The organism is Chitinophaga solisilvae (assembly GCF_009928525.1).
In the GTDB taxonomy this organism is placed as follows: Bacteria; Bacteroidota; Bacteroidia; order Chitinophagales; family Chitinophagaceae; genus Chitinophaga; species Chitinophaga solisilvae.
Window position 1 is genome coordinate 1 of record NZ_JAABOK010000028.1, and the last position, 19,734, is coordinate 19,734.

The window sequence follows — 19,734 nt, forward strand, 5'->3', positions numbered from 1 at the left end:
TATATACCGCCGTCTCTTTTTGCTACATAGAGGCTTGGAAATGAGAAAACAATGATTTTTTATCATTGGTGTCCCAATAATCTTACGCTTTAACCAAAGCCTGGATTTTTACCGGACACCAATGATTGCGAATTACGAATTACGAATGAGGGCGAAGATCTAAGCGAATACTAAAACAGTATTATCCGCTTAGATCTTCGCCCTCATTCGTAATTCGTAATTCGCAATTCGTAATTATCATCTAACTGCGTTCCGCCTGGCGCGATGCCGACGACTGATCTTCTGTAGCGCCTGACTGCCAGTAGGCGGTGGCGGAGAATTCGCTGGTGTTCCAGCCCTGTTCTTCTTTCAGGTATTGTCTTAATTGCCGTACGGTATTATATTCTGCTGCCATGAAAACGTACCTGTTTCCCTGTGGCAGCGGCATGCTTTTTACTGTTTGTGCCAGCGTGCTGCCGTTTTGCGGATGAGGGTTATGCAGCCAGGTGATGTGGCAATGTGCGCGGGTATAGAGTTCCATCTCATCTGCCTGGCCGGGCACTTCGATGACTGCATTGACTTTGACGTAGGGTGGCAGCTGTTCCAGTATGGCCCCGATAACCGGCAGTGCAGTGATGTCGCCTGCCAGCAGGTATTCCACTGCTGCCGGAACGAGGGGCTTGCTGCTTTCCTTCATGCCGATACCCAGTACATCGCCGGGAACGGCGCGCAGCGCCCACGCTGATGCCGGGCCGTTATCGCCGTGCGCTGCAAAGTCAACCCACATGGTTTGACTGTCAAAGTCAATATACCGCGTAGTATAAGTTCTTTTGGCGGTGAATACACCAGTATCCCATACCTGTTCATCCATAGGATCAATGACGGCGCCTGCAGCAGGAACGAATATCTTGTTGTTCCCGCCGATGCTCACTTTCCTCAGCTGCTCCGCCTGTCTGGCTGATATACCGAATACTATCCGTATATAATGAGGTGTCAGGAATATCTTTTCTTTGACAACAAACAGAGAGCGGATAACTTTCTTTTGTTTTATTTCCATGATGATTTTTTTCTGGTGATGAGTAATGTTAAGATAGAGATGAGACAGCTGGCGCCACCGAAGAGGTAGACAGCCTGATAATTGTACCATCCGGCAATGATACCGGCTATCGGACCGGCCAGCCCCAGGGAAAGATCAAAGAAGGCGGCATACGCTCCCAGTGCTGTTCCCCGCATCTGTGGCTGTACTTTGCTGATAGCTAAAACACCCAGCGCCGGAAATATCAGGGAGAACCCTACGCCGGTAACGCTGCATCCGATGATGGCTACCGCTTTGGAAGGCGCGAAGCCGATCAGCAGCTGTCCCATGATTTCCACTGCCAGCGATATCAGCGCTACACGGTACCCGCCGAATTTATCCGGGAAGGAGGAGAAGAAAACACGTGTGAGTATGTAGCAGGCGCCAAAGGACATAAATGCCAGGGATGGATTGCCCCATTGCTTTGAGCTAAACAGCAAAGCAATAAAAGAGGAAATACAGGCAAAGCCGATGGAAGAAAATGCCAGGCCCAGTCCCTGACCTGCAATTTTACCTATTACCCGGTAGAACGGCGTTCTGATATGATCCGGATCTGCCGCCAGGTTCGGGAGCCTGCTGGTGGCTAACCAGCTGCATACGGATAACAGAATTACGACCAGGAAAACGGCCTGTATGCCTGAAACATGCTGCAGCCAGATGCTCAGCGGCGCGCCAACGGCTATGCCGGCATACATCGCAATCCCGTTCCAGGTCATCACTTTCCCGGATTTATCTGCACCTACCAGGCCAATACCCCAGGTTAACGCACCTGTTACAAACAGGCTTTCAGAGACGCCATGCATTATTCTTGATACAAGGATCAGTATTAATGCCAGCGTAGGATTGAAGCTGGTCCAGGTTGCCAGCAGGTAGCATACGCCGGTAACCAGCGCCAGCCAGATGCCAAGGTGACTGCTATGCTTGCCGCCTTTGGTATCCGTGAGTTTGCCGGAGTAGGCTCTCGTCAGCAGGGTGGCAAGCGACTGCAATCCGATAACAACGCCAACGGCTATACTACCGGATTTTAATTCATGCTGCACAAAGGCCGGAAGAACACCCAGGGTCATGCCAATGGTCAGATATACCCCGAAAACCGCGACGATAATGGGTATGATGACCTGGTAAAAGGTGGTGTTGCTTTTCTGAATGATAATATCCTCCACCATATCCCCGCTGCTGTCTGCAACCAGGACAAATTTTTTCGTTTCTGTCATTTTGTATCGTATTTAAACTATGTGTTACGAATGCAAAATTAGACAGTTCAACAGGTGTGGCCGATAGCTATTCTATGGTGATAATTGGACAAATCATGGTTCTCTGTCCCTGAAGGAGGAGGCAGTCATGCCGGCATGTTTCCTGAAAAAGCGGGAAAAATAGGCATGGTCCTCATAACCCAGCTGATAGGCAATTTCTTTGATATCCAGGTCTGTATAGTACAGCAGCCGTTTGGCTTCCAGCATAATTTCCTGCTGTATCCAGTAGCTGGCCGCCAGCCCGGTGATCTCTTTCATGACTTCGTTGAGGTAGAGGGGCGTGATGTTAAGCAGGGCAGCGTAATCCTTTACCTGTTTGCTTTCCTTGTATTGCTCTTTCACCAGCTGCCTGAATCTGGTGGCAGTAGTATACTTCTGGCTGCCAAAGGTATGGGTGGCATGCTGGCCCTGAATAATCTTGGCGGCAATCATACCCGTAATGGTGTCTGTCATTGAATGAAGCACCTGTTTTTTAAGCGGCATACCTCTGGTATACAGCAGCTTTTCCAGCAGCGGCAACAGGTCGTATACCGGATCTTTTTCGGTGGCAGTGATGTTCTGCCGGCTGTGGAGTACCGTGTCAAATATCTCCCGGCTTGATCTGGAAACAAATTCCGGGTTGGCGAAAATCAGCCAGCCTTCCGTTTTTTTACTGTGGAGATAACGATGCACCTGTCCCGGCGCTATAAAGCATATAACCGCCCCGTTCATGGTTACCTTGTTGAAATCCAGTTCCCAGACGGATACGCCTTTCAGCTGCAGGATGAACATAAAGTGATCGTCCCGGTGCGGCGGCTGCACAATGGTAGTCATGATTTTCATCGGCAGTATTTCCACACCACCGTCCAGTTCCTCCTGGTGTAATATGATATTATCTCTGGCCATTATGCTGTTACATGGTCTGGTCAGCTGTAAAAATACGAATATTGCGCATTGGCGGGCTTCCTGTCTTATACTGCCGTTGCATTGTGTTGATAAGTATACGTTTTGTGGAAAGTAAAGCTGCCCGCAGGGAATGCTTTATTTATGCGGCAGAAATGTAATATTACTTTACCGATTGTATATATTTAAGACGTGAAGAAGAGAATATTTTGTCTGTAAAACAGTACCGTATTACGGAAGAACATACTGATAAATTTGTCTGATTTGAATTTTCTGAAAAAAATAGCGCCGGATAAATGGAAGCATTTTATCGTCGGCATCGGAATGGGTATTGTGCTGGAAGTGGCTGCCATGTTGCTTTTTCCCGGACAACCACTGATTGCTTCGCTGGCAGCCCTCTCGGTCGTCATTGTAATCAGTTATGGTTTTGAACTGTTCTCCCTGGTTACCGGCAGGGGGCATTACGATGTAATGGATGCCGTTGCCAGTATCATCGGTGGTATGCTGGGGATGGTGGCAGGCGGAGCCGGATTTTATATCTGAGGCCCTTCATGGCACTGCCCGCCTTATTCTCCCGGCATGGTAAATGTGGTAGAAAACCGGATCAAAACGGTATTTATGAAGATGCTTACCTTATTTGCTGCGGTATTGATATCGCTGCATGTTGCCGGGCAGGACATCCCGGCTGCAGCTGTGCCTGCGCCGGTGATAACAACATTTCATGCCAGATTTCCCACCGCTGCCGGCCTGGAGTGGGAACAGAAGATGGAAGGATATGAGGCGGAGTTCCGGGTAAATCGCCTGGAGCACAAAGCATTGCTGGACAGTACCGGCAAACTGCTGAGGTACAAACGTGATGTGCCTGCATCTGCGCTGCCCGCTGCCGTAAAAAATACGATCAGCAACCAATATAAAGGCTTTCGTATCGATGATGCTGAACAGGTGGAAATGAACGGAAAGGTCTGGTATCAGGTAGAGCTGGACGGAGAACCGCATGACCGGAAGGTGGTGCTGTCAAAAGATGGAAAAGTAGATGATACACTGATATACTGGTAACCGGAAAAATGTAGCGGCTGACATACATGTCAGCCTTTTTTCTGTATAAAATTATTTGCAACAATGTTGCATGTGAAATTTTTATGCTTAATTTGCACCCTGGAAATTTTTCATGCGACGGCATCTTCATATATCGCTTTTGTCCGCCCGCAGGAACGCCACCCGCATAAAGGCTTTGCTGCTGCTGACACTGTTCCTCGGTCCTGTACTGGTGGAAACGGTGCATCAGCACGTATGTACTGTACATTCGCCCATCGCGCATCATAACAGCCATAGCGCTGCGTACATCCATCTCCCTTATCAGTCCTGCAGCATATGCGACCTGGTAAAACTGCAACCCCATGATCCGTATATTCCTGCCTGCATCTCTGTATCCGTGGTCCTGCTGCCCGTCAGCCGCTGTTTCCCGGAACTGCAGGAAACAGTAGCCGCAGCATCCGCGGCAGCATACGCCAACAGAGGTCCGCCGTATCATATTTGTTCTTGACCATACTCCGGATACCTGTTTTTTGTACTGATGCCCGCCGGGCATTCAGCAACGTATGCTATAACCTAATCACATGCTTCAGGCAATTTCATTATCAAAACAATATCAATCTTTCCGCGCACTCGATAATCTTAATCTGGAAATAAAAGCAGGAGAAGTATTTTGTCTGCTTGGACAAAACGGCGCCGGAAAAACCACAACTATCAACCTTTTCCTTGGTTTCACCGCCGCCACCTCCGGGAAGGCGCTGGTAAACGGCCAGGAAGTAGTGCCCGGCGCCGCCGCCACCCGCCGGCATATTGCCTACATACCGGAAGTGGTGATGTTATATGAGCAGCTCTCCGCCCTGGAAAACCTGGACTACTTCAGCAGGCTGGCAGGATTTATCTATAGCCAGGCGCAGCTGTCTGCTTTCCTTTTACGCTGCGGACTGCACGAGGAAGCGCATCGACGTGCGCTGAAAGGCTTCAGCAAAGGCATGCGGCAGAAAGTAGGCATTGCCATTGCACTGGCCAAAGATGCCAGCGCCATATTGATGGACGAACCTACCAGCGGACTGGATCCCAGGGCAACCGACGAATTTACCCGGCTGGTGCTGGAACTGGGCCGGCAGGGAAAGTCGGTGCTAATGGCCACCCATGATATTTTCAATGCGGTGAGCCTGGGAACGCATATCGGCATCATGCGCCGCGGGCAGCTCATTCATACGCTCAATGCGTCCGACATCAATGCCGGCGATCTACAGAAATTATATCTGCAAACTATTTAAATCATCTCCGTGAAAATATTTTCACCAGCCGGAAGGTATAAGCATACAGGCTTATACGCTGCCGCGCTATTATGCAGCCTGTCCGCCTACGCGCAGCAGGCAGATACCACCAGTGCCCGCCAGCGGCGCGAAGACCTGCAAACCGTAGAGATAACAGGTACGCGCACACGTAAATATTTCAGCGATTATTCATTCGCTGCCACTAAAACTGCCACCCTGAATAAAGATATACCACAGGCTATCTCCACCGTATCCAAGGAGCTGATAGCAGACAGGCAGGCTTTTACGCTGGGCGATGCATTGAAGCATGTAGCCGGCGTATCGCAGAGCAGTTATTATAATCAGTTTTCCATCCGCGGCATCAGTCAGAATGAGGAAGGTGTTATCATCAACGGTATGCGTACCCGCCAGTATTACTTCAATCAGCCGCTAACCACCAACATCGAAAGAATAGAAGTGATTAAAGGTCCGGCCAGCGCTACTTTTTCCAGCGTGGACCCCGGAGGCAGCATCAACCTGGTGACTAAAAAGCCGCTGGCAGAAAGCAGGAGAGAGATCAGCATCTCCGCCGGCAGCTTCAGTACTGTCAGGGGCGCGCTGGATATCACCGGGCCGCTTAACAAGGAAAAAACATTGCTGTATCGGCTGAATGCCGGCTATGATAACAGCCGCAGCTTCCGGGATCTGCAATACCGTAAGGCATTCCTGATAGCGCCTTCCTTTTCCTATGTGCCCAATGCCGCTACCAGCCTCAATGTGGAACTGGTGCTTAACGACACGAAAACACGCCTGGACCGCGGACAGGCGATCTTCGGCGCGGTAGCAGGAAAAACAGATCTCGGCAGCACACCCGTTACATTCAACATGGGTGGCAGCAACGATCATTTCAATACACAGGACCTGATGCTGATGGCCAGCTTTTCCCATGCCTTCTCATCGAAGGTTACTTTCAGCATGGCATATATGAAGCAGACCTGGAATGAAGACCTGCAGGAACACCGGACCACCAATGCCTTTGCCGTAGATGAAGATAACCAGCCTATCCCCACATATGCCGGTATGCGCGCTGTATTACGGCAGCAGCGCTGGAATACGGATAACGTCAGCGCCTACTTTAATATCAGCGCTGCCACAGGTCCCCTGCAACATAAACTGGTAATCGGCTATGACCGCATCCATACACAGAAATTCAGGGGAGGCGGAGAAAGCAGCGCCGGCGGCTATCGCCTTAAAGATGGCAGCATCGCTGCAAAATATGATCCTGCCAGAAAAGATAATTATCTCTTCAGAAAAATCAACGGCATCAATGCACCAGTACCTAATGTGCCGCATTTTAACCTGGCAGCGCCCACCTATGCCATGCCGGAACTGAGCCATTATATTTTTACAGCCAGCGAAATTCCGCCTGCCGGTTATATAGTCAATGCCATATATGCACAGGATCAGGCGAGGTACGGGAAATTCCTGCTGACGCTGGGACTGCGCCAGGAATGGTATGAAGACTATACGAATTACAAACAGCCCGGTGAAAAAAAGATAGCGCAGCAACAACTGCTGCCACGTATCGGGCTGACCTATGAAGCTGGCTCCCATATCAATGTTTACGGCGTTTACCTGCGCGGCTACCAGCCACAGGGCAATACCTCCTCGCTGGTGATACTGCCGCCGCCACCGGGCGTAGCATTCAAACCGCTGGAAAGCGACCTGAAAGAAGCCGGTGTTAAAACCACCTGGCTGCAGGATATGTTGCAGGTCAACGTGGCACTGTTTGAAATCAACCAGCGAAACCTGCTGATGAATGCCAATGATCCGGCCGATGTTAACAAGCTGACAGAACGCGGCGCACAGCGCAGCCGGGGGATAGAAGTGGAAGCTGCAGGGTTTGTCACCCCTTCCTGGCAGTTTAATGCAGGATACAGTTATGTAGATGCGGTGATCACTGCCGATAATAATGCAGCCCTGACCGGACAACGGGTGCAGAATACCCCGCAGCACAGCGCGGGCCTGTGGACACGTTATGATATCCGCCGCAGCAAATGGTTCAAAGGACTGGGAGCAGGTATCGGCGTGCAATACAGCGGTGATAAGCTGCCCTGGTATATCCGTGATTTTGTTATTCCCGCCTATACCATTGCCGATGCAGCCTTGTATTATACGCCGCCCGGATCGCATGTGCAGCTGGCCATGAATGTCAGCAACCTGTTTAACCAAACGTACTGGGTAGGCGCACAGAGCTATCTGCGGCTGTTTCCCGGCACACCGCGCAATATTATGTTCAACGTAACCTACAGATTCTGATTATGCAGATAACATTACTGATCGCTGTCCGTACCTGGAAAACGGTATTGCAGAACAGGGCCGCCGCTGCACTCACGCTGCTGCTGGGCATTATCCTCTGTATCGCCACCTGGATCGGCTGGCAGCATTTTAAAACGCAGCAGCAGCAACAGCAGCATTATAAATCTATTGTAAGGGAACAGTGGGAGTCGAAGCCGGACAAGCATCCGCACCGGATGGCACACTATGGCTACCTGGTGTTCAGGGATAAACACGAACTCAGTTTTTTTGATTTTGGGATCGAGCAGTTTGCCGGTGTCAGCATTTTCCTGGAGGCGCACAAACAGAATACCGCGAACTTCAGCGAAGCAGGATTTTCCAATGGTATGCTGCGTTTCGGCGAGCTGAGCGTAGCCATGGTACTGCAACTGCTGGTGCCGCTGCTGATATTTTTTCTGGGCTTCAACAGCATTGCGGCAGAAAGAGAATCCGGTGCGCTGAAAATATTATTATGCCAGGGCATCAGCTGGCGGCAGCTTTTAGCAGGAAAGATGCTGGGAATCATCGGCGTTGCCTTTACGCTGTTTATTCCCGTGATACTGCTGACAATATTGTTGTGGGCAGCGCTGAGCCACTGGCACGTTTCGGCGGATGCCGCGCTGCGCCTGCTGCTGCTGGTAGTATCCTATGCGGTATATTTTATTATCTGCGCAGGTATAGCGGTGCTGGTATCCGCTTTCAGCAGCACTTCCAGGGCAGCATTAACTACTTTGCTGGGTTGCTGGGTTTTCTTCCTGGTAATATTGCCACGGCTCACACAGGCTATCGGCGCCAGGTTGTATCCGTCGCCCGCCAAAATTGAATTCGCCGCAGCGGTGGAAGCAGACCTGCACCGCGAAGGAGACAGCCACAATCCGGATGATCCGCATTACGCTCAGCTGAAATCCTCGCTGCTGCAGCAATATGGCGTTGATGACGTGAAGAAGCTGCCATTTAACTACAGCGGCTATGTCATGGCGGAAGGCGAAAAAATATCCGCAGCTATCTACGACCGCCATCAGCAACAGCTGATTGATATCTATGAACGGCAGAATCATTTCACGATGGCTGCAGGCTTCCTCAATCCTTACCTGGCTATCAGGCATTTGTCTATGGCCCTCACCGGCGCTGACTTTACAACCTATGCCGATTTCCAGCAGCAGGCGGAATCATACCGCTACCAGCTGGCCCAGCGCATGAACAGTCTGCAGATGAAATACATCAGCAACGAAACACCCGCGGCCAACGATAAACCGGCAGCCATCAGTCACGATCACTGGAAAGAAATGCCGGACTTTACTTTTCATTTCAGGAAAACCGGACAGGTACTGCCAACGCAGACCGCCACCATCACCGCCCTGCTGGGATGGCTGGTATTGGTGCTGGCAGGCGTGCAGCTGGCATCCCGCTTTGTTAAAACGTTATAAACATCCGCTATGCAGAAAGGACTTTTTCAGTATGCATTCATATTATTCTGCAGAAGCAGAACAGCGCTGACAGGTGTGCTCATCCTGCTGGTCAGCGGTATTGCAGGGTTGTACCTGGGTAGTACCTTTATCAACAGGCAGCAGGCAATGATCCGGAAAGCGGCTGCAATGCAGCCGGAAACGACCCGCCGCAATATTCAGTATTTCGGAAAGGAACTGGGCACCCTGTTATATCATAACCGCTACACCATGGCAGACCAGCCCGGTAACTGGGCCGCCTTTTCCAACGGGCAGCGGGACATCAATCCCTATATCATGTCTGTCAGTATGCTGGGCCTGCAGGGGCAGCTGTATGATACAGATCTCAGTAATCCGGTAACCCTGTTATATGGTAATATAGATCTGGCCTTTGTATTCATTTTTTTGTTCCCCCTGGTGATTATTGCCTTTACGTACAACCTGTGGTCAGCAGAAAAAGAGTCGGGTGTATGGCGGCTGCTTCATCCGCATGCGGAACGTCCGGCAGGCATACTGCTGACAAAGCTGCTGGTAAGGATAGTGGTGGTTTTTGCAGTAGCATGGCTGCTATTGCTGATCGCCTGCCTGTACCTGCCGCTGCCTGCCGATATACGGTTGCTGTGGGTATTCCTGGCTGTCAGCAGTTACCTGCTGTTCTGGTTTGCACTGTCTTTCTTCGTAACGGCGCTGGGCAGATCATCTGATTTCAATGTAGCTACGCTCATTGCCTGCTGGGTAGGGCTGAACATACTGGCGCCGGCGTTAGTCAACATCATCGTGAGCTGGAAATACCCGGTGCCGGAGGCTTTGCAGACCGTTGTACAACAGCGTGAAGGCTATCATGAAAAATGGGATAAAGACAAGCAGGTAACAATGACCCGCTTTTATCAGCACTATCCGCAGTTCAGAAAATATTCGTTCCCGCAGGATGCAGCCTTCAGCTGGAGCTGGTACTATGCCATGCAGCAGATGGGAGATGACGAAGCTGCATCCGGCGTAGCAGCCATGGCAGCGAAACTGCAGCAACGCCAGCAATTTGCCAATAACGCAGCGCTGTTCCTGCCTGGCATACAAACAACCCTGCGCCTGAATGAAATTGCCGGCACCGACCTGCAGCACCACCTGGATTTTCAGGCAGCCCTGCAGCAATACCACGAAAATATCCGCCTGTATTTTTATCCCTTCATCTTCAAAGGTAGTACCGTCAAAGATGTTGACTGGAATCAGTTCGGTATCACCTTCTTCCGGAAATATTCAACGGAAAAATGCTGGCAGCTCTTATCTGTACTGCTGTTCACCATACTGCTCAGCTGTATGGCCTGGCGGATGCTACGCAGAAAATTGACGACCCAATAATTTGATTTACGGATTTTTTGATTTTGAAATTTTGAGATTTAAAATGCAGCGAATAAGCAAGGAGTATCCTTTGCTGCATTTTAAATCTCAAAATTTCAAAATCAAAAAATCCATAAATCAAATTATTGGTTGAACCGGAAAATGAACGGTTGTACATTGGGGATTCCGATAATTGCTTCGCCGGTGCCAAGGCGGGAGATGTCCCAGTCTTCTATGACTTTGGCGGTTCTTACTTCTTCCGCGATCTGGCCTTGTGCTACCTGGCCTGATTTACGGAATACCAGTTTTTTGAGAGAGCTGCCGTATCTGTGCTGGATAAAATCTCTTGACTTTTTATCGTCTACCCGGAAGGAGATGGTGGTGGAGAGGCCGGACAGCAGGCTTTCTGCAATGGCTTCGCCATAGGCATTATATACCTGCGGAATGTTTTGCAGGCCGAGTACAAATTTAAGCCCCTGGCTGCGGCCGAAGTTGATGCCATTGTCGATATGCTGCAGGTTGGGTATGAGCCGGAATTCGTCAATGATAAACCAGGTATTGCCGCGCGACCTGTTTTTGCCCATGCCTTCTTTGATGGCGAGGTCGAATAGGAGCCGGTAAACAGGCGCCAGGATGCTGCCTACGGTAATATCATATTCTACAAAGATGATGCGCCCGCCTTTTTGCCGGATCAGGTCGCGGATAGACAGACTGCCATGCTCCCTGAAATCGCCGGTGAATATTTCAGACAGCAGCTGATACAGTTCAGCGAGTACGCCGTCGGATTGTGCGGCGGCGTCAGGGGAGAGGTAGCTGCTGATGCGGTTCTGTCCATTCTCTGAGAAGTATTCCAGCAACTCGTGCCTGGTGGCGTTTTCGAGGTAATGAACCAGTCCTGCATTACTGTTTTCTTCCACGGCTGATTCATCCATCGCACAGAGCGTCAGAAAGGTCGCCAGTATATCTTTAGCCGCCTGCGGAAAAAACGGCTGATTGGTGTTTTTGATTTTATCTGCAAAAAGATTGTTCGCTATCTCCAGCGCATTCTCCCGTATGCTCCGCGGTGTGCCGTCTATCGTGATTTCCCGGAAGATATTCCAGTAGTTGCTGCCTTTAAACCGGGAGACGTCATTGCTGATAACGATATCATTATCTGTATGGAATCTCTCATAGAAATCGCCTTTGGTATCGAATATCACCATAACATCGTCTGCTGTCATGGTATTTTTTATCTGGTGGATGATCTGTGAGATAGCGGTTGTTTTTCCGGTACCGATGTTCCCCAGCAGCAAAAGATGTTTACTCATCAGTTCTTCACTGAGCGGTACCCGGAAAGGTATGCTGCGGCCATCGGCGCCGCTGAGTATACAGCGGGGTGTTACCGGTGGTAATACCAGCCGGCTGGCGTCTGTTATTAGTTCCAGGCCTTCTACATGCCTGAAATGATCCTTGAATTCACTCATGTGTTATCTGGATTTACCTGAACCTTTACCTGAACTATTACTTTGTCCGGAAGAAGGAGCGCGGACAGCCGCTTTAGCCGGAGCAGCGGAGGGAGGCGTTTTTAATGCTGATGACGGTGATGGTCTGCCGCCACTCATGCCGCCTCCGCCCATTTTGCTGCCCGGTGTGGTTGCCTGTGGTCCCTTAGCATTTCCCTGGCTTCCTTTTAATTTCGACTGCGGCGCTTTTCCTCCGCCGGAAGACGGACCGGATGTTTTGCCTTTGGCAGTCATATTATTACCGCGGTCCCTGAAGCTGTTTTCTTTTGCACGCTGTGCAACGCTTACAGGTTTATCTCCCCATTTCTTTCCTGATTTATTATCCATAATAGCATGTGATTCCATGCCGTTCACCGGTTTGCTGGTAACTTTGGAGAGGTTTTCTCCCTTGTAGGCGGTGTGTTTGGCTTTATTTCTGGCCGCTGCATCTTTATGCCTGTTCCTGTAGTTTTCCGGCGATGCTGTTACTTTCCAGCTGTTGGGCTGTTGCCGCATGCTTTGGGCGGCGGCGTGAAAATCCTTATGCTCCTGTTTCAGCACTTGCTGATAGGCATTGTAGGCAGCAGGATCTGTCTTAGCGCCCTTCGGAGTCTGCACGTGTGCGTACGCAAAAGGAACGGACCTGCCCTTCAGCGGACTATAATGCCTGTTTTTATTTGGATCTGTTGTCATCAGTGAGGCTGTTTAGCTGAAACAAACATTTATTTTACGCGCCATTTTTCGATGCCATATTCTCCCAGATTCTGAATATCCAGTACCAGGGCGCCCAGTTCTTTCAGAACGAGGATACTGTCTTTCGCCGGCCTGGCGCTGAGTGCTTTGGAAGCAACGGAATTGGCAGCACCCATAGGAGAGGGTCCCGTAATTTTTACGATCGCATTGCTGCCGCTTTTGGAATGTACCATCAGGGAGAAGGCCGGTTTTTTGGAGTAGCGGTACAACGCATACAGGAAGGTAAGAAAGATAACAGGCAAGGCTATTTTGGCGGAACCGTAAGGACTGTACGACATGGCGCCTTTAGCCATGCTGATGAGCGCACCTGTACCGGCAGCCACTATCAGCAGTTCCTGCAGGGAGTTATCTTTCGCATCCAGCCCTCTGCTGTCGTCATCCAGGCCAGGTTGCTGATGATAGAAATAGGCAAGGAACAGGGAGGCCAGGAAAAGCACCCAGATGATGAACTGGTAAAATACCGGGCTGTTGTCCAGCGCGGAAAGCAGGAAAGTAAGGAGGAAGCCGGCCAGCATGGCGGTGATGACAAAGATCAGTACTCCGGCAATCAGTCGCAGCAGATTGAAGGCTTTGCCTTTGTAAATATTGATACCTACTACTTCAGAGATGGGCACTTCGCTGTGAATAACACTGGGAGTGCGGGTAATGCCGCTGCCCATGGCCTGAAAGAGCAGGCGTTTGTTGGTGACTTCCAGAAAACCGTTTGCTTTTATGCCGAACAGAAAAGAATTGAATGAAGTACAGAAATAGGATTTGATAGAGATTTCCCCTTCTGTGGGAGCGATCGTTTTATTTAAAATCATATAATAAGATTTTGGACAGGATGAGATAAGAAACAGGATTATTCAGTTTTGCTTTTCACTTCGTCTGTAACAGACTCCACTACGTAGCCGGTTATCCAGCCTACCACGCCATACCGCGGAAAGTAAAAGGTTTTGGGCGGCAGCGTACCGTTGAGGTCTGTGAGTATACCTTCCAGCAGGGTTGCGCCGGCAATGATGTTTTCCTGATTGAAAACCTTGTCTCTGACTTCCCTGATAGCAGCGGCAGCGGCTTCCTTCTTTTCAGGCGTATTATCCAGTGCAGAGAGGTCAGGATTAATCAGCACTTCGTAATTTTCCACCGCCATTTTTTTCAGTCGCTTTACATCGTTCAGGGTGAAGGAAACAAAGGACTCGCCTTCCTGTTGCGGGTGCAGGTAACTCACCAGTGCCCAGACGCAGCCGCCCATGATGAATACATTTCTCCTGTTTTTAAAACCAGGTTTGCGGCTTAGCTCCTTGCTGATAACAGGTTTTAGCCTGGTGTTAAAATACTGTGCCGCCGCTTCATGAAAGGGAAGCTGCCCGGTGTTGGATGCCTTAATTGCTTCAGTCAGGGTAATGGTACCGTATTCAAAAGACAGCGGCTCGAAGCGTTTGTCAGCAGCGTAATATCCTCCTTTCGTATTGCCGCTGCCTATATCGATACTGGTGCTGTTGTAAAGATAGCGGGAGGGAAGTACGCCTTTGGTGACCAGGCGGCCTTCTTCTGCGGCGGAAATTATATTCAGTGGTCCCCTGTAGTTTCCGGTTTCCGTTGCAAGCACTTGCTGCAGCCGGCTCACGGTGTTATTGCCTGATTGCTGTAACGCCTGTGCCAGCCCGCTGCTGATAACCACAAATATTCTGTTCTCCGGAATGCCTCTGTTTTTCAGGGTGTCTACCAGCTCGCGCAGTGCGGTGGCTGTTTCATGAAAGGCATTATCGGTACCGGTGCTGGTCTGGGGATTCAAGGTTAGCTTCCGGATAATCTTGTAGGTATACCCGCCGTTTTTTCCCGGCTTGACGGCTACAATACTGAGTTTGGTTCCTTTTGCGCCGATATCGATGCCGCCAAAAATATCATCTCCTTCCCGCACATGGCCAAGCAGTATGTCCATGGCTTTGGCGCTTACATCGTAACCATTATTGCGGTAAAGCTCTCTGGCTTTGCTGAAGTTGCGCACGCTCTCCGGATTGTTTTCCTGATCCCGGTTCAGCAGGGCCATATATTCGTAGGCGGCGGCCTCCCAATAGCGGGCTTCTTTGCCACCGGCGGCTTTCACGGCTGCCAGCCCGTTTTTCAGGTAATCTTCCGCCAGCTCGTATTGCTGGGCTTCCCGGAGGGTATTGGCGGCTTTTATTTGTCTGCATGCGGTGGACAGGTCCTGCTGTGCATACGTATTCACTGCGGCAAGCAGCAGAAGGAACAGTAGCTTTTTCATATACTTATTTTTTCGGAACGTTATATTGTTGCTGATGATGATGCTGGGCTTTATACAACGGATTGTCTGAATCGCCGGGATGGGCGGGCAGGGCGCCGGCAGGCGTTTCGCGTTGCTGCCGGTATTGTTTCCTGTTGGTTTTTTTTATTGCTTCCGTTTCCGGCGTTTCCGGCAAGCCGGTTACCGGCGGTGCTTCAGTGGCTACCTGTGCCGGAAGGGTATCCTGTATTTTTACAGGACTGGTTTCTTTCGGGGCAGCAGTATCGCGTGCAGGTACTTCCGGTGGCAGTTCCTGTGTGGCTGCGGACGATCTGTTCCTATTCACGTACAGGAGTAGACCGGCGGCTAAGAGTAACGCGGCTGCGCATCCGGCCAGCAGCGGCAGCTTTCCGCGTGCGCGTGCCGGTCCCTGTACGGGCGTAATATCCGCTTTATGACACACCGGGCATTGCTCTTCTTCTCCTTCGTTGAGCAGAAACCTGGTGGCTTCCAGGCTGTACCTGCAGGGCAGGTCTGTATTATTACAGATGAATATCTTTTTCCCGGATGGCATCGTATTATTTTTTATTGAACGTATCAATCACTGCTATTGCCTGGGTGCAGGCATCCTTGTATCTGATGAATTCAGGATGCCGGGGATTGTTGCTGACCATCAGCAGGAAGGCTGCCAGCTTATCCCGGATACTGCTTTTAAGCGCTGCCTGTTTGCTCAGCGGTTTGTATTGTTCCTGCAGCCGTACCTCCACCCGTTCGCGGAACTGTTCCAGCTGCTGGAAGCTGAGCTGGTGATGGCTTTGCAGTAATTGCCTGCCCAGCACGATGATGTCGTCTTCGAGGATGTTCTCCGGCATCAGGATGTATTCCTTTTCTTCTGTTTCCGGATTAGGCTGAAGGTCAATAAGACCGGTATTGTCGGCGATGACGATATACCGCATATAGGATTCCTTATTACGTTCTGTTACAAACAGATCATGGTAATGTGTGCTGCTTCCTTCGGTATGCAGCGTAATCCTGGCCCGCCGGGAAATGCTGCCGTCTGTACTGTTCAATGCCTGCTGGTACCTGGTTTTCAGCCCTTCGGCTACAGACAGGATACGGAGCGGAAAGAGATTATGAATGTTAATCAGTACAATTTCTGTGTTCCTGGAAGCGGTATAGATGATGTTCTCCTCCGGAATCCCTGCATTGCGAGATGTTTTAAACGCGTCTGTCAGCATATGGTTAAAGGTTTTATCCTTTGTACCGTTGGGCTGCGCATCCGGCGGCAGTATTACCATAAACTCCATCGTGCGGGTGGATTGCGCATTCTGATTTTCCTGGACAGGATCATATTTGCCAAATACGGCGGCCTGCGCCACCAGCCCGCGTATAAAGTATTCCAGCTCTTCCTTGCTATGCTGGTAGGTATCCCGTAGCTTTTCGGTGATGCTCACATTCAATACTTTTTTCCCTCCGTCAACAATATCTTTCATCTGTTCATTCACCATGTCGGAAGTGGCTACGGTGTGCTTTTCCAGCTGGTTGGCGAATTCGCTGAGGGTTACTTTTTTATTGAGCTGCGTGAAAGAGGCAATACCTTCCAGCATATTTTCTACGGCGGCACGGAATCCTGCGGTCTGATTTTTCTGCAGGTTTTCGCTTTGCACCAGTGACCGTGTCACATCGCGGATAGCGGCGGAGTCGTAGAACTTGACGAAGTTGTCGCTGATGCGTGGCTGCCCGTCATTGCAGGTTTTGTCTATCAGCTCCTGGTTTTGTTTCAGCAACGTGTTCAGGTTCGCCTGCAGTTTGTATATTTTGTCGAGCAGTTCTTCCAGGCTTTTCTTTACTTCCGGCAGCAGTTTACGGGCATGATGCCAGCCGGCTATCATGGTCCTGGTCAGGTATAGCTGCTCCAGGTTGTGATTCTGTCTTTCGAAAGAGCGGATACGGTCCTTGAAAGCTACGTCCTTTATCCAGCCGATCTTTGTCCAGTAAGCATCTTCTGCAGTTATTTTCTCTATGAAGATTTTTTCCTGGCGGATCAGTTTCTCCAGGTGCTGACCTGTCACCACATTGATTTTATTTTCGAGCAGCTGTATCAGGCTGTTCAGCAGGTACCCGGTTTCTACCAGTCCGTATTGTGCGTTGTTCCAGTGTTTGAAAAGATCTTTGTCTATATGTCCGGCCAGGTAACGTACGGTATCTTTCATATCCTTTTCCCGCAGCTGGAAGAACCGGCTGACGCCCTCGCCCCTGAAGGTTTCTGTATAGTACGTGTCATAGCGTTTTTTCAGTGCCATGATCCATTCTGTTTTAGGAATTGCTTCGGTGGTGACGATAGTGGCGCATTCTGTTCTTTTCTTCTCCCATGCCTGTTCAAAGGATGCCCAGGATGTTTTTTCGCGGTCTGCCGGCAGGAAGAGCATGGACAGTATGTTGTGACTGTCTGTCAGCAGCCAGCGGTGCTGCTGTTCCGGAGCGGCTACATAGGCATTGAACTCCTTTATTCTTGGTTCGTTGACAAATCCCTGTCCGTCGAACCAGCGGTTGTACAGCAATTGCAGCAGGGTTTGTCCGGCGAGCTTCGCGGTGAAATGCGATTTTATTTCCACTTCCGGAATGCCGATACGTTTTATGCCGAAGGAGATGAAACGTTTGCTCCGCATAGCTTTTCCCGGATGCAGGTCGTCTCCTTCAGGGTCGTTGATACCGTTTTCGCAACGGGAGAGCCGGTTGATCCATTCGCGTGCAGCCGGATTATTGATGGAATATATCTGCTGATAGATATAATTGCCTACCAGCGCGGGAATTTCTTCTTCTACATTCAGCTGTACATCATTTTCGTTCTGGTTGGTGAATACATAACAGCCGTTGAAGAATACAGCGGGAACAGGATTTATTCTTCTGCCTTGCCGGGTGGGATCACTGAGATCATGCGGAATATACTTCAGCAGGGAAAGATCATTAAGCTCTTTCATACAGGCGTAACCGTTAGCATGATATAGCCCGCCGGCGGTAGCCCAGGAGGTGGGGGTCAGTTCGGGCAGTAGGGTATACAGGAAGATAGAGTTATGGTAACGGGCTTCATCGAACGGATATATCTTCCTGATCTGGGCAATGATGTCTATGAGCATACCGCTGCCGGTACCACCGGCCAGCCCGCAGCAGATATGAAAGGTAATGTTGCGTACCCGGTCTTCCGTACGGTTGATCAGGCTGGCAACAATGGCATTCAGGGAGCTGATGAATTTGTTGATGTCGCCGGCCAGCAGGAAACGGCCGTAGCGGCGCATCTGCGCGGCGGCGATTTCTCCGGCTTTCAGGCTGCCTTCCCAATCTGCTGCATGGCCTATCCAGGGCTTTATATTGGGGTAGGCATCTATATTGCGGAGAATGGCATCCATATCCGTTTTATTGATGCGTACCAGATTGGCCGGCGCCAGCGCTATGGAATTGGTTTTCTCCTTCCAGGTGAGCGCATTGTCAAGATCTGTGGCGCTCGTGTCAATGTAGAGATAGTCGATGTTTACACCCTCGTGTGAAGCACTGCCATGACTCTGTTCTATGGTGGACTTTAAGGAATGAATGATTCTGCTCCCCGTGCCACCGATACCGATGATTAAATGAGTTTCCATCCCGTTAGCTGATTTAGTTGGTGATGATTTTTTACCGGTTGATTTTTGTGATACTGCTGCTGTATACCTGCTGTCTGTCTCTGCTGCAATATGTATCACCTGAATCAATTTATTCCTGGTTGTTTTTTCCACAGGCTGTTTGACTTTGTAAACAGGCCTGAATGGTTATTTTGCAAAAAATGCAGCCTGTGCACTAAAAAAAAATACGTTGCTGAACGCGCAGGATATTCCTGCAGATACCTATATTTGGAAAACTGCATTGTTATTCCTCATCAACAACCACACGTATGAATACCGGTAAAATACTTATTGTAGAAGATGATCTTGTTATCAGCCTGGACATGCAAGTCATGCTGGAATCGAATGGTTATACCTGTTGCGCGGTAACATCCGGCAATGAGGCTATCGATCAGGTAGGGGTCTTTGTGCCTGATCTTATTCTGATGGATATAGGGCTGAACGGTAAGCTGGATGGTATGTCCACCGCCGGTATAATCCGGCAGAATCATAATCTGCCCATCATCTTTGTTACAGACCAGGAAAATTGCCATGTGTACAAACAGGCCGGCAATTCCCAGCCTTTTGATTACATTACCAAACCGTTCAGGCATAGTGTTTTGCTGAAGACAGTACAGCAGGCCCTGTCCCAGCCTTGCCCGCCGGCTATCTCCGGCATGCCGGTATATAAGCTGAGCGACCGCGTGTCCGATGGCATATTTGTTTATTCTTCCGGTCCGCAACCTTACAAGAAAGTACTGTTCAGCGATATTCTCTTCATTGAATCAGCCGGCTCCTACACAAATATCTGCTGCACCAACTCCCGGAAATTCAAGGTATCCCTGACTTCCAAGCGGGTGATCCTGCAGATGAACTGCCCGGCACTGGTGAAATCGAACAAGTCCTTTCATGTCAATATTCACTGGATAGACAGTTTCGGGAAAGATCTGGTGAAGATCGGCGCACACGAAATTCCTGTATCGGACGCGCATAAAGCCAATCTCATGAGCCGGCTGAACAGGCTGGGGGGCGGCCAGGCGTAAA

General features: G+C 50.1%; 17 protein-coding genes. 8 read left to right on the top strand and 9 right to left on the bottom strand.

Annotation, left to right across the window (positions count from 1 at the left end; genetic code table 11):
• Positions 1-241 precede the first annotated feature (241 nt).
• The 3 genes from GWG06_RS29785 to GWG06_RS29795 form a co-directional block, all read right to left on the bottom strand.
• A complete protein-coding gene (locus GWG06_RS29785) occupies positions 242-1,036 on the bottom strand; it encodes a siderophore-interacting protein (RefSeq protein ID WP_127034310.1) in 795 nt (264 codons plus the stop codon).
• Positions 1,027-2,268 (bottom strand): MFS transporter, encoded by a 1,242-nt coding sequence (locus GWG06_RS29790; protein ID WP_160718100.1) that lies wholly within the window; start codon positions 2,266-2,268, stop codon positions 1,027-1,029. Before GWG06_RS29790 ends, GWG06_RS29785 begins: the two co-directional genes overlap by 10 nt.
• A 93-nt stretch (positions 2,269-2,361) precedes the next feature.
• Complete coding sequence (locus tag GWG06_RS29795) at positions 2,362-3,192, bottom strand: helix-turn-helix domain-containing protein (RefSeq protein ID WP_160718101.1); 831 nt, start codon at positions 3,190-3,192, stop codon at positions 2,362-2,364.
• A gap of 261 nt (positions 3,193-3,453) precedes the next feature.
• On the opposite strand from GWG06_RS29795, the gene GWG06_RS29800 reads away from it, so the two are divergent.
• The 7 genes from GWG06_RS29800 to GWG06_RS29830 all read left to right on the top strand — a co-directional run bounded on the left by GWG06_RS29800 (position 3,454) and on the right by GWG06_RS29830 (position 10,618).
• Positions 3,454-3,732, top strand: coding sequence for a hypothetical protein (locus tag GWG06_RS29800; RefSeq protein ID WP_127034304.1), 279 nt, complete (start codon positions 3,454-3,456; stop codon positions 3,730-3,732).
• 75 nt (positions 3,733-3,807) lie between these two features.
• The gene (locus tag GWG06_RS29805) at positions 3,808-4,245 is read left to right on the top strand and encodes a PepSY-like domain-containing protein (RefSeq protein WP_160718102.1); all 438 of its coding nucleotides are present in this window, start codon (positions 3,808-3,810) and stop codon (positions 4,243-4,245) included.
• A 112-nt stretch (positions 4,246-4,357) separates the two neighbouring features.
• Entirely contained in the window at positions 4,358-4,732 is a 375-nt protein-coding gene (locus tag GWG06_RS29810; RefSeq protein ID WP_160718103.1) for a hypothetical protein, read from the top strand.
• A 73-nt stretch (positions 4,733-4,805) separates the two neighbouring features.
• Complete coding sequence (locus GWG06_RS29815; RefSeq protein ID WP_127034298.1) at positions 4,806-5,501, top strand: ABC transporter ATP-binding protein; 696 nt, start codon at positions 4,806-4,808, stop codon at positions 5,499-5,501.
• 9 nt (positions 5,502-5,510) lie between these two features.
• The gene (locus GWG06_RS29820; protein ID WP_160718104.1) at positions 5,511-7,799 is read left to right on the top strand and encodes a TonB-dependent siderophore receptor; all 2,289 of its coding nucleotides are present in this window, start codon (positions 5,511-5,513) and stop codon (positions 7,797-7,799) included.
• Between the two features lie 2 nt (positions 7,800-7,801).
• Positions 7,802-9,244 carry an ABC transporter permease gene (locus GWG06_RS29825; protein ID WP_160718105.1) on the top strand — a complete coding sequence of 481 codons (1,443 nt, stop codon included), beginning with the start codon at positions 7,802-7,804 and terminating at the stop codon, positions 9,242-9,244.
• 9 nt (positions 9,245-9,253) lie between these two features.
• Entirely contained in the window at positions 9,254-10,618 is a 1,365-nt protein-coding gene (locus GWG06_RS29830) for an ABC transporter permease (protein ID WP_160718106.1), read from the top strand.
• A 122-nt stretch (positions 10,619-10,740) separates the two neighbouring features.
• Here GWG06_RS29830 and GWG06_RS29835 read toward each other — a convergent pair whose 3' ends face one another.
• Genes GWG06_RS29835 through GWG06_RS29860 form a run of 6 tightly spaced genes read right to left on the bottom strand, consistent with a single transcriptional unit; the run spans position 10,741 to position 18,693 of the window.
• Positions 10,741-12,060 (bottom strand): type IV secretory system conjugative DNA transfer family protein, encoded by a 1,320-nt coding sequence (locus GWG06_RS29835; RefSeq protein ID WP_160718107.1) that lies wholly within the window; start codon positions 12,058-12,060, stop codon positions 10,741-10,743.
• Positions 12,061-12,063: 3 nt separating this feature from the next.
• Complete coding sequence (locus tag GWG06_RS29840; RefSeq protein ID WP_160718108.1) at positions 12,064-12,771, bottom strand: hypothetical protein; 708 nt, start codon at positions 12,769-12,771, stop codon at positions 12,064-12,066.
• Positions 12,772-12,800: 29 nt separating this feature from the next.
• Positions 12,801-13,634 (bottom strand): hypothetical protein, encoded by an 834-nt coding sequence (locus GWG06_RS29845; protein ID WP_160718109.1) that lies wholly within the window; start codon positions 13,632-13,634, stop codon positions 12,801-12,803.
• A gap of 38 nt (positions 13,635-13,672) precedes the next feature.
• The gene (locus GWG06_RS29850; protein ID WP_127034284.1) at positions 13,673-15,076 is read right to left on the bottom strand and encodes a hypothetical protein; all 1,404 of its coding nucleotides are present in this window, start codon (positions 15,074-15,076) and stop codon (positions 13,673-13,675) included.
• Positions 15,077-15,080: 4 nt separating this feature from the next.
• Positions 15,081-15,629 carry a hypothetical protein gene (locus GWG06_RS29855; protein ID WP_160718110.1) on the bottom strand — a complete coding sequence of 183 codons (549 nt, stop codon included), beginning with the start codon at positions 15,627-15,629 and terminating at the stop codon, positions 15,081-15,083.
• Positions 15,630-15,633: 4 nt separating this feature from the next.
• Positions 15,634-18,693 carry a tubulin-like doman-containing protein gene (locus GWG06_RS29860; RefSeq protein ID WP_160718111.1) on the bottom strand — a complete coding sequence of 1,020 codons (3,060 nt, stop codon included), beginning with the start codon at positions 18,691-18,693 and terminating at the stop codon, positions 15,634-15,636.
• Between the two features lie 287 nt (positions 18,694-18,980).
• Here GWG06_RS29860 and GWG06_RS29865 point away from each other — a divergent pair, with 287 nt between their 5' ends.
• Positions 18,981-19,733: a response regulator gene (locus GWG06_RS29865; RefSeq protein ID WP_160718112.1), complete on the top strand. Its 753-nt coding sequence runs from the start codon at positions 18,981-18,983 to the stop codon at positions 19,731-19,733.
• Position 19,734: the final 1 nt, after the last annotated feature.

Bases quoted from the DNA above. Each gene is read 5' to 3' on its own strand.
- GWG06_RS29785 (WP_127034310.1), bottom strand. From the start codon at position 1,036: ATGGAAATAAAACAAAAGAAAGTTATCCGCTCTCTGTTTGTTGTCAAA.
- GWG06_RS29790 (WP_160718100.1), bottom strand. From the start codon at position 2,268: ATGACAGAAACGAAAAAATTTGTCCTGGTTGCAGACAGCAGCGGGGAT.
- GWG06_RS29795 (WP_160718101.1), bottom strand. From the start codon at position 3,192: ATGGCCAGAGATAATATCATATTACACCAGGAGGAACTGGACGGTGGT.
- GWG06_RS29805 (WP_160718102.1), top strand. From the start codon at position 3,808: ATGAAGATGCTTACCTTATTTGCTGCGGTATTGATATCGCTGCATGTT.
- GWG06_RS29810 (WP_160718103.1), top strand. From the start codon at position 4,358: ATGCGACGGCATCTTCATATATCGCTTTTGTCCGCCCGCAGGAACGCC.
- GWG06_RS29815 (WP_127034298.1), top strand. From the start codon at position 4,806: ATGCTTCAGGCAATTTCATTATCAAAACAATATCAATCTTTCCGCGCA.
- GWG06_RS29825 (WP_160718105.1), top strand. From the start codon at position 7,802: ATGCAGATAACATTACTGATCGCTGTCCGTACCTGGAAAACGGTATTG.
- GWG06_RS29830 (WP_160718106.1), top strand. From the start codon at position 9,254: ATGCAGAAAGGACTTTTTCAGTATGCATTCATATTATTCTGCAGAAGC.
- GWG06_RS29835 (WP_160718107.1), bottom strand. From the start codon at position 12,060: ATGAGTGAATTCAAGGATCATTTCAGGCATGTAGAAGGCCTGGAACTA.
- GWG06_RS29840 (WP_160718108.1), bottom strand. From the start codon at position 12,771: ATGACAACAGATCCAAATAAAAACAGGCATTATAGTCCGCTGAAGGGC.
- GWG06_RS29845 (WP_160718109.1), bottom strand. From the start codon at position 13,634: ATGATTTTAAATAAAACGATCGCTCCCACAGAAGGGGAAATCTCTATC.
- GWG06_RS29850 (WP_127034284.1), bottom strand. From the start codon at position 15,076: ATGAAAAAGCTACTGTTCCTTCTGCTGCTTGCCGCAGTGAATACGTAT.
- GWG06_RS29855 (WP_160718110.1), bottom strand. From the start codon at position 15,629: ATGCCATCCGGGAAAAAGATATTCATCTGTAATAATACAGACCTGCCC.
- GWG06_RS29860 (WP_160718111.1), bottom strand. From the start codon at position 18,693: ATGGAAACTCATTTAATCATCGGTATCGGTGGCACGGGGAGCAGAATC.
- GWG06_RS29865 (WP_160718112.1), top strand. From the start codon at position 18,981: ATGAATACCGGTAAAATACTTATTGTAGAAGATGATCTTGTTATCAGC.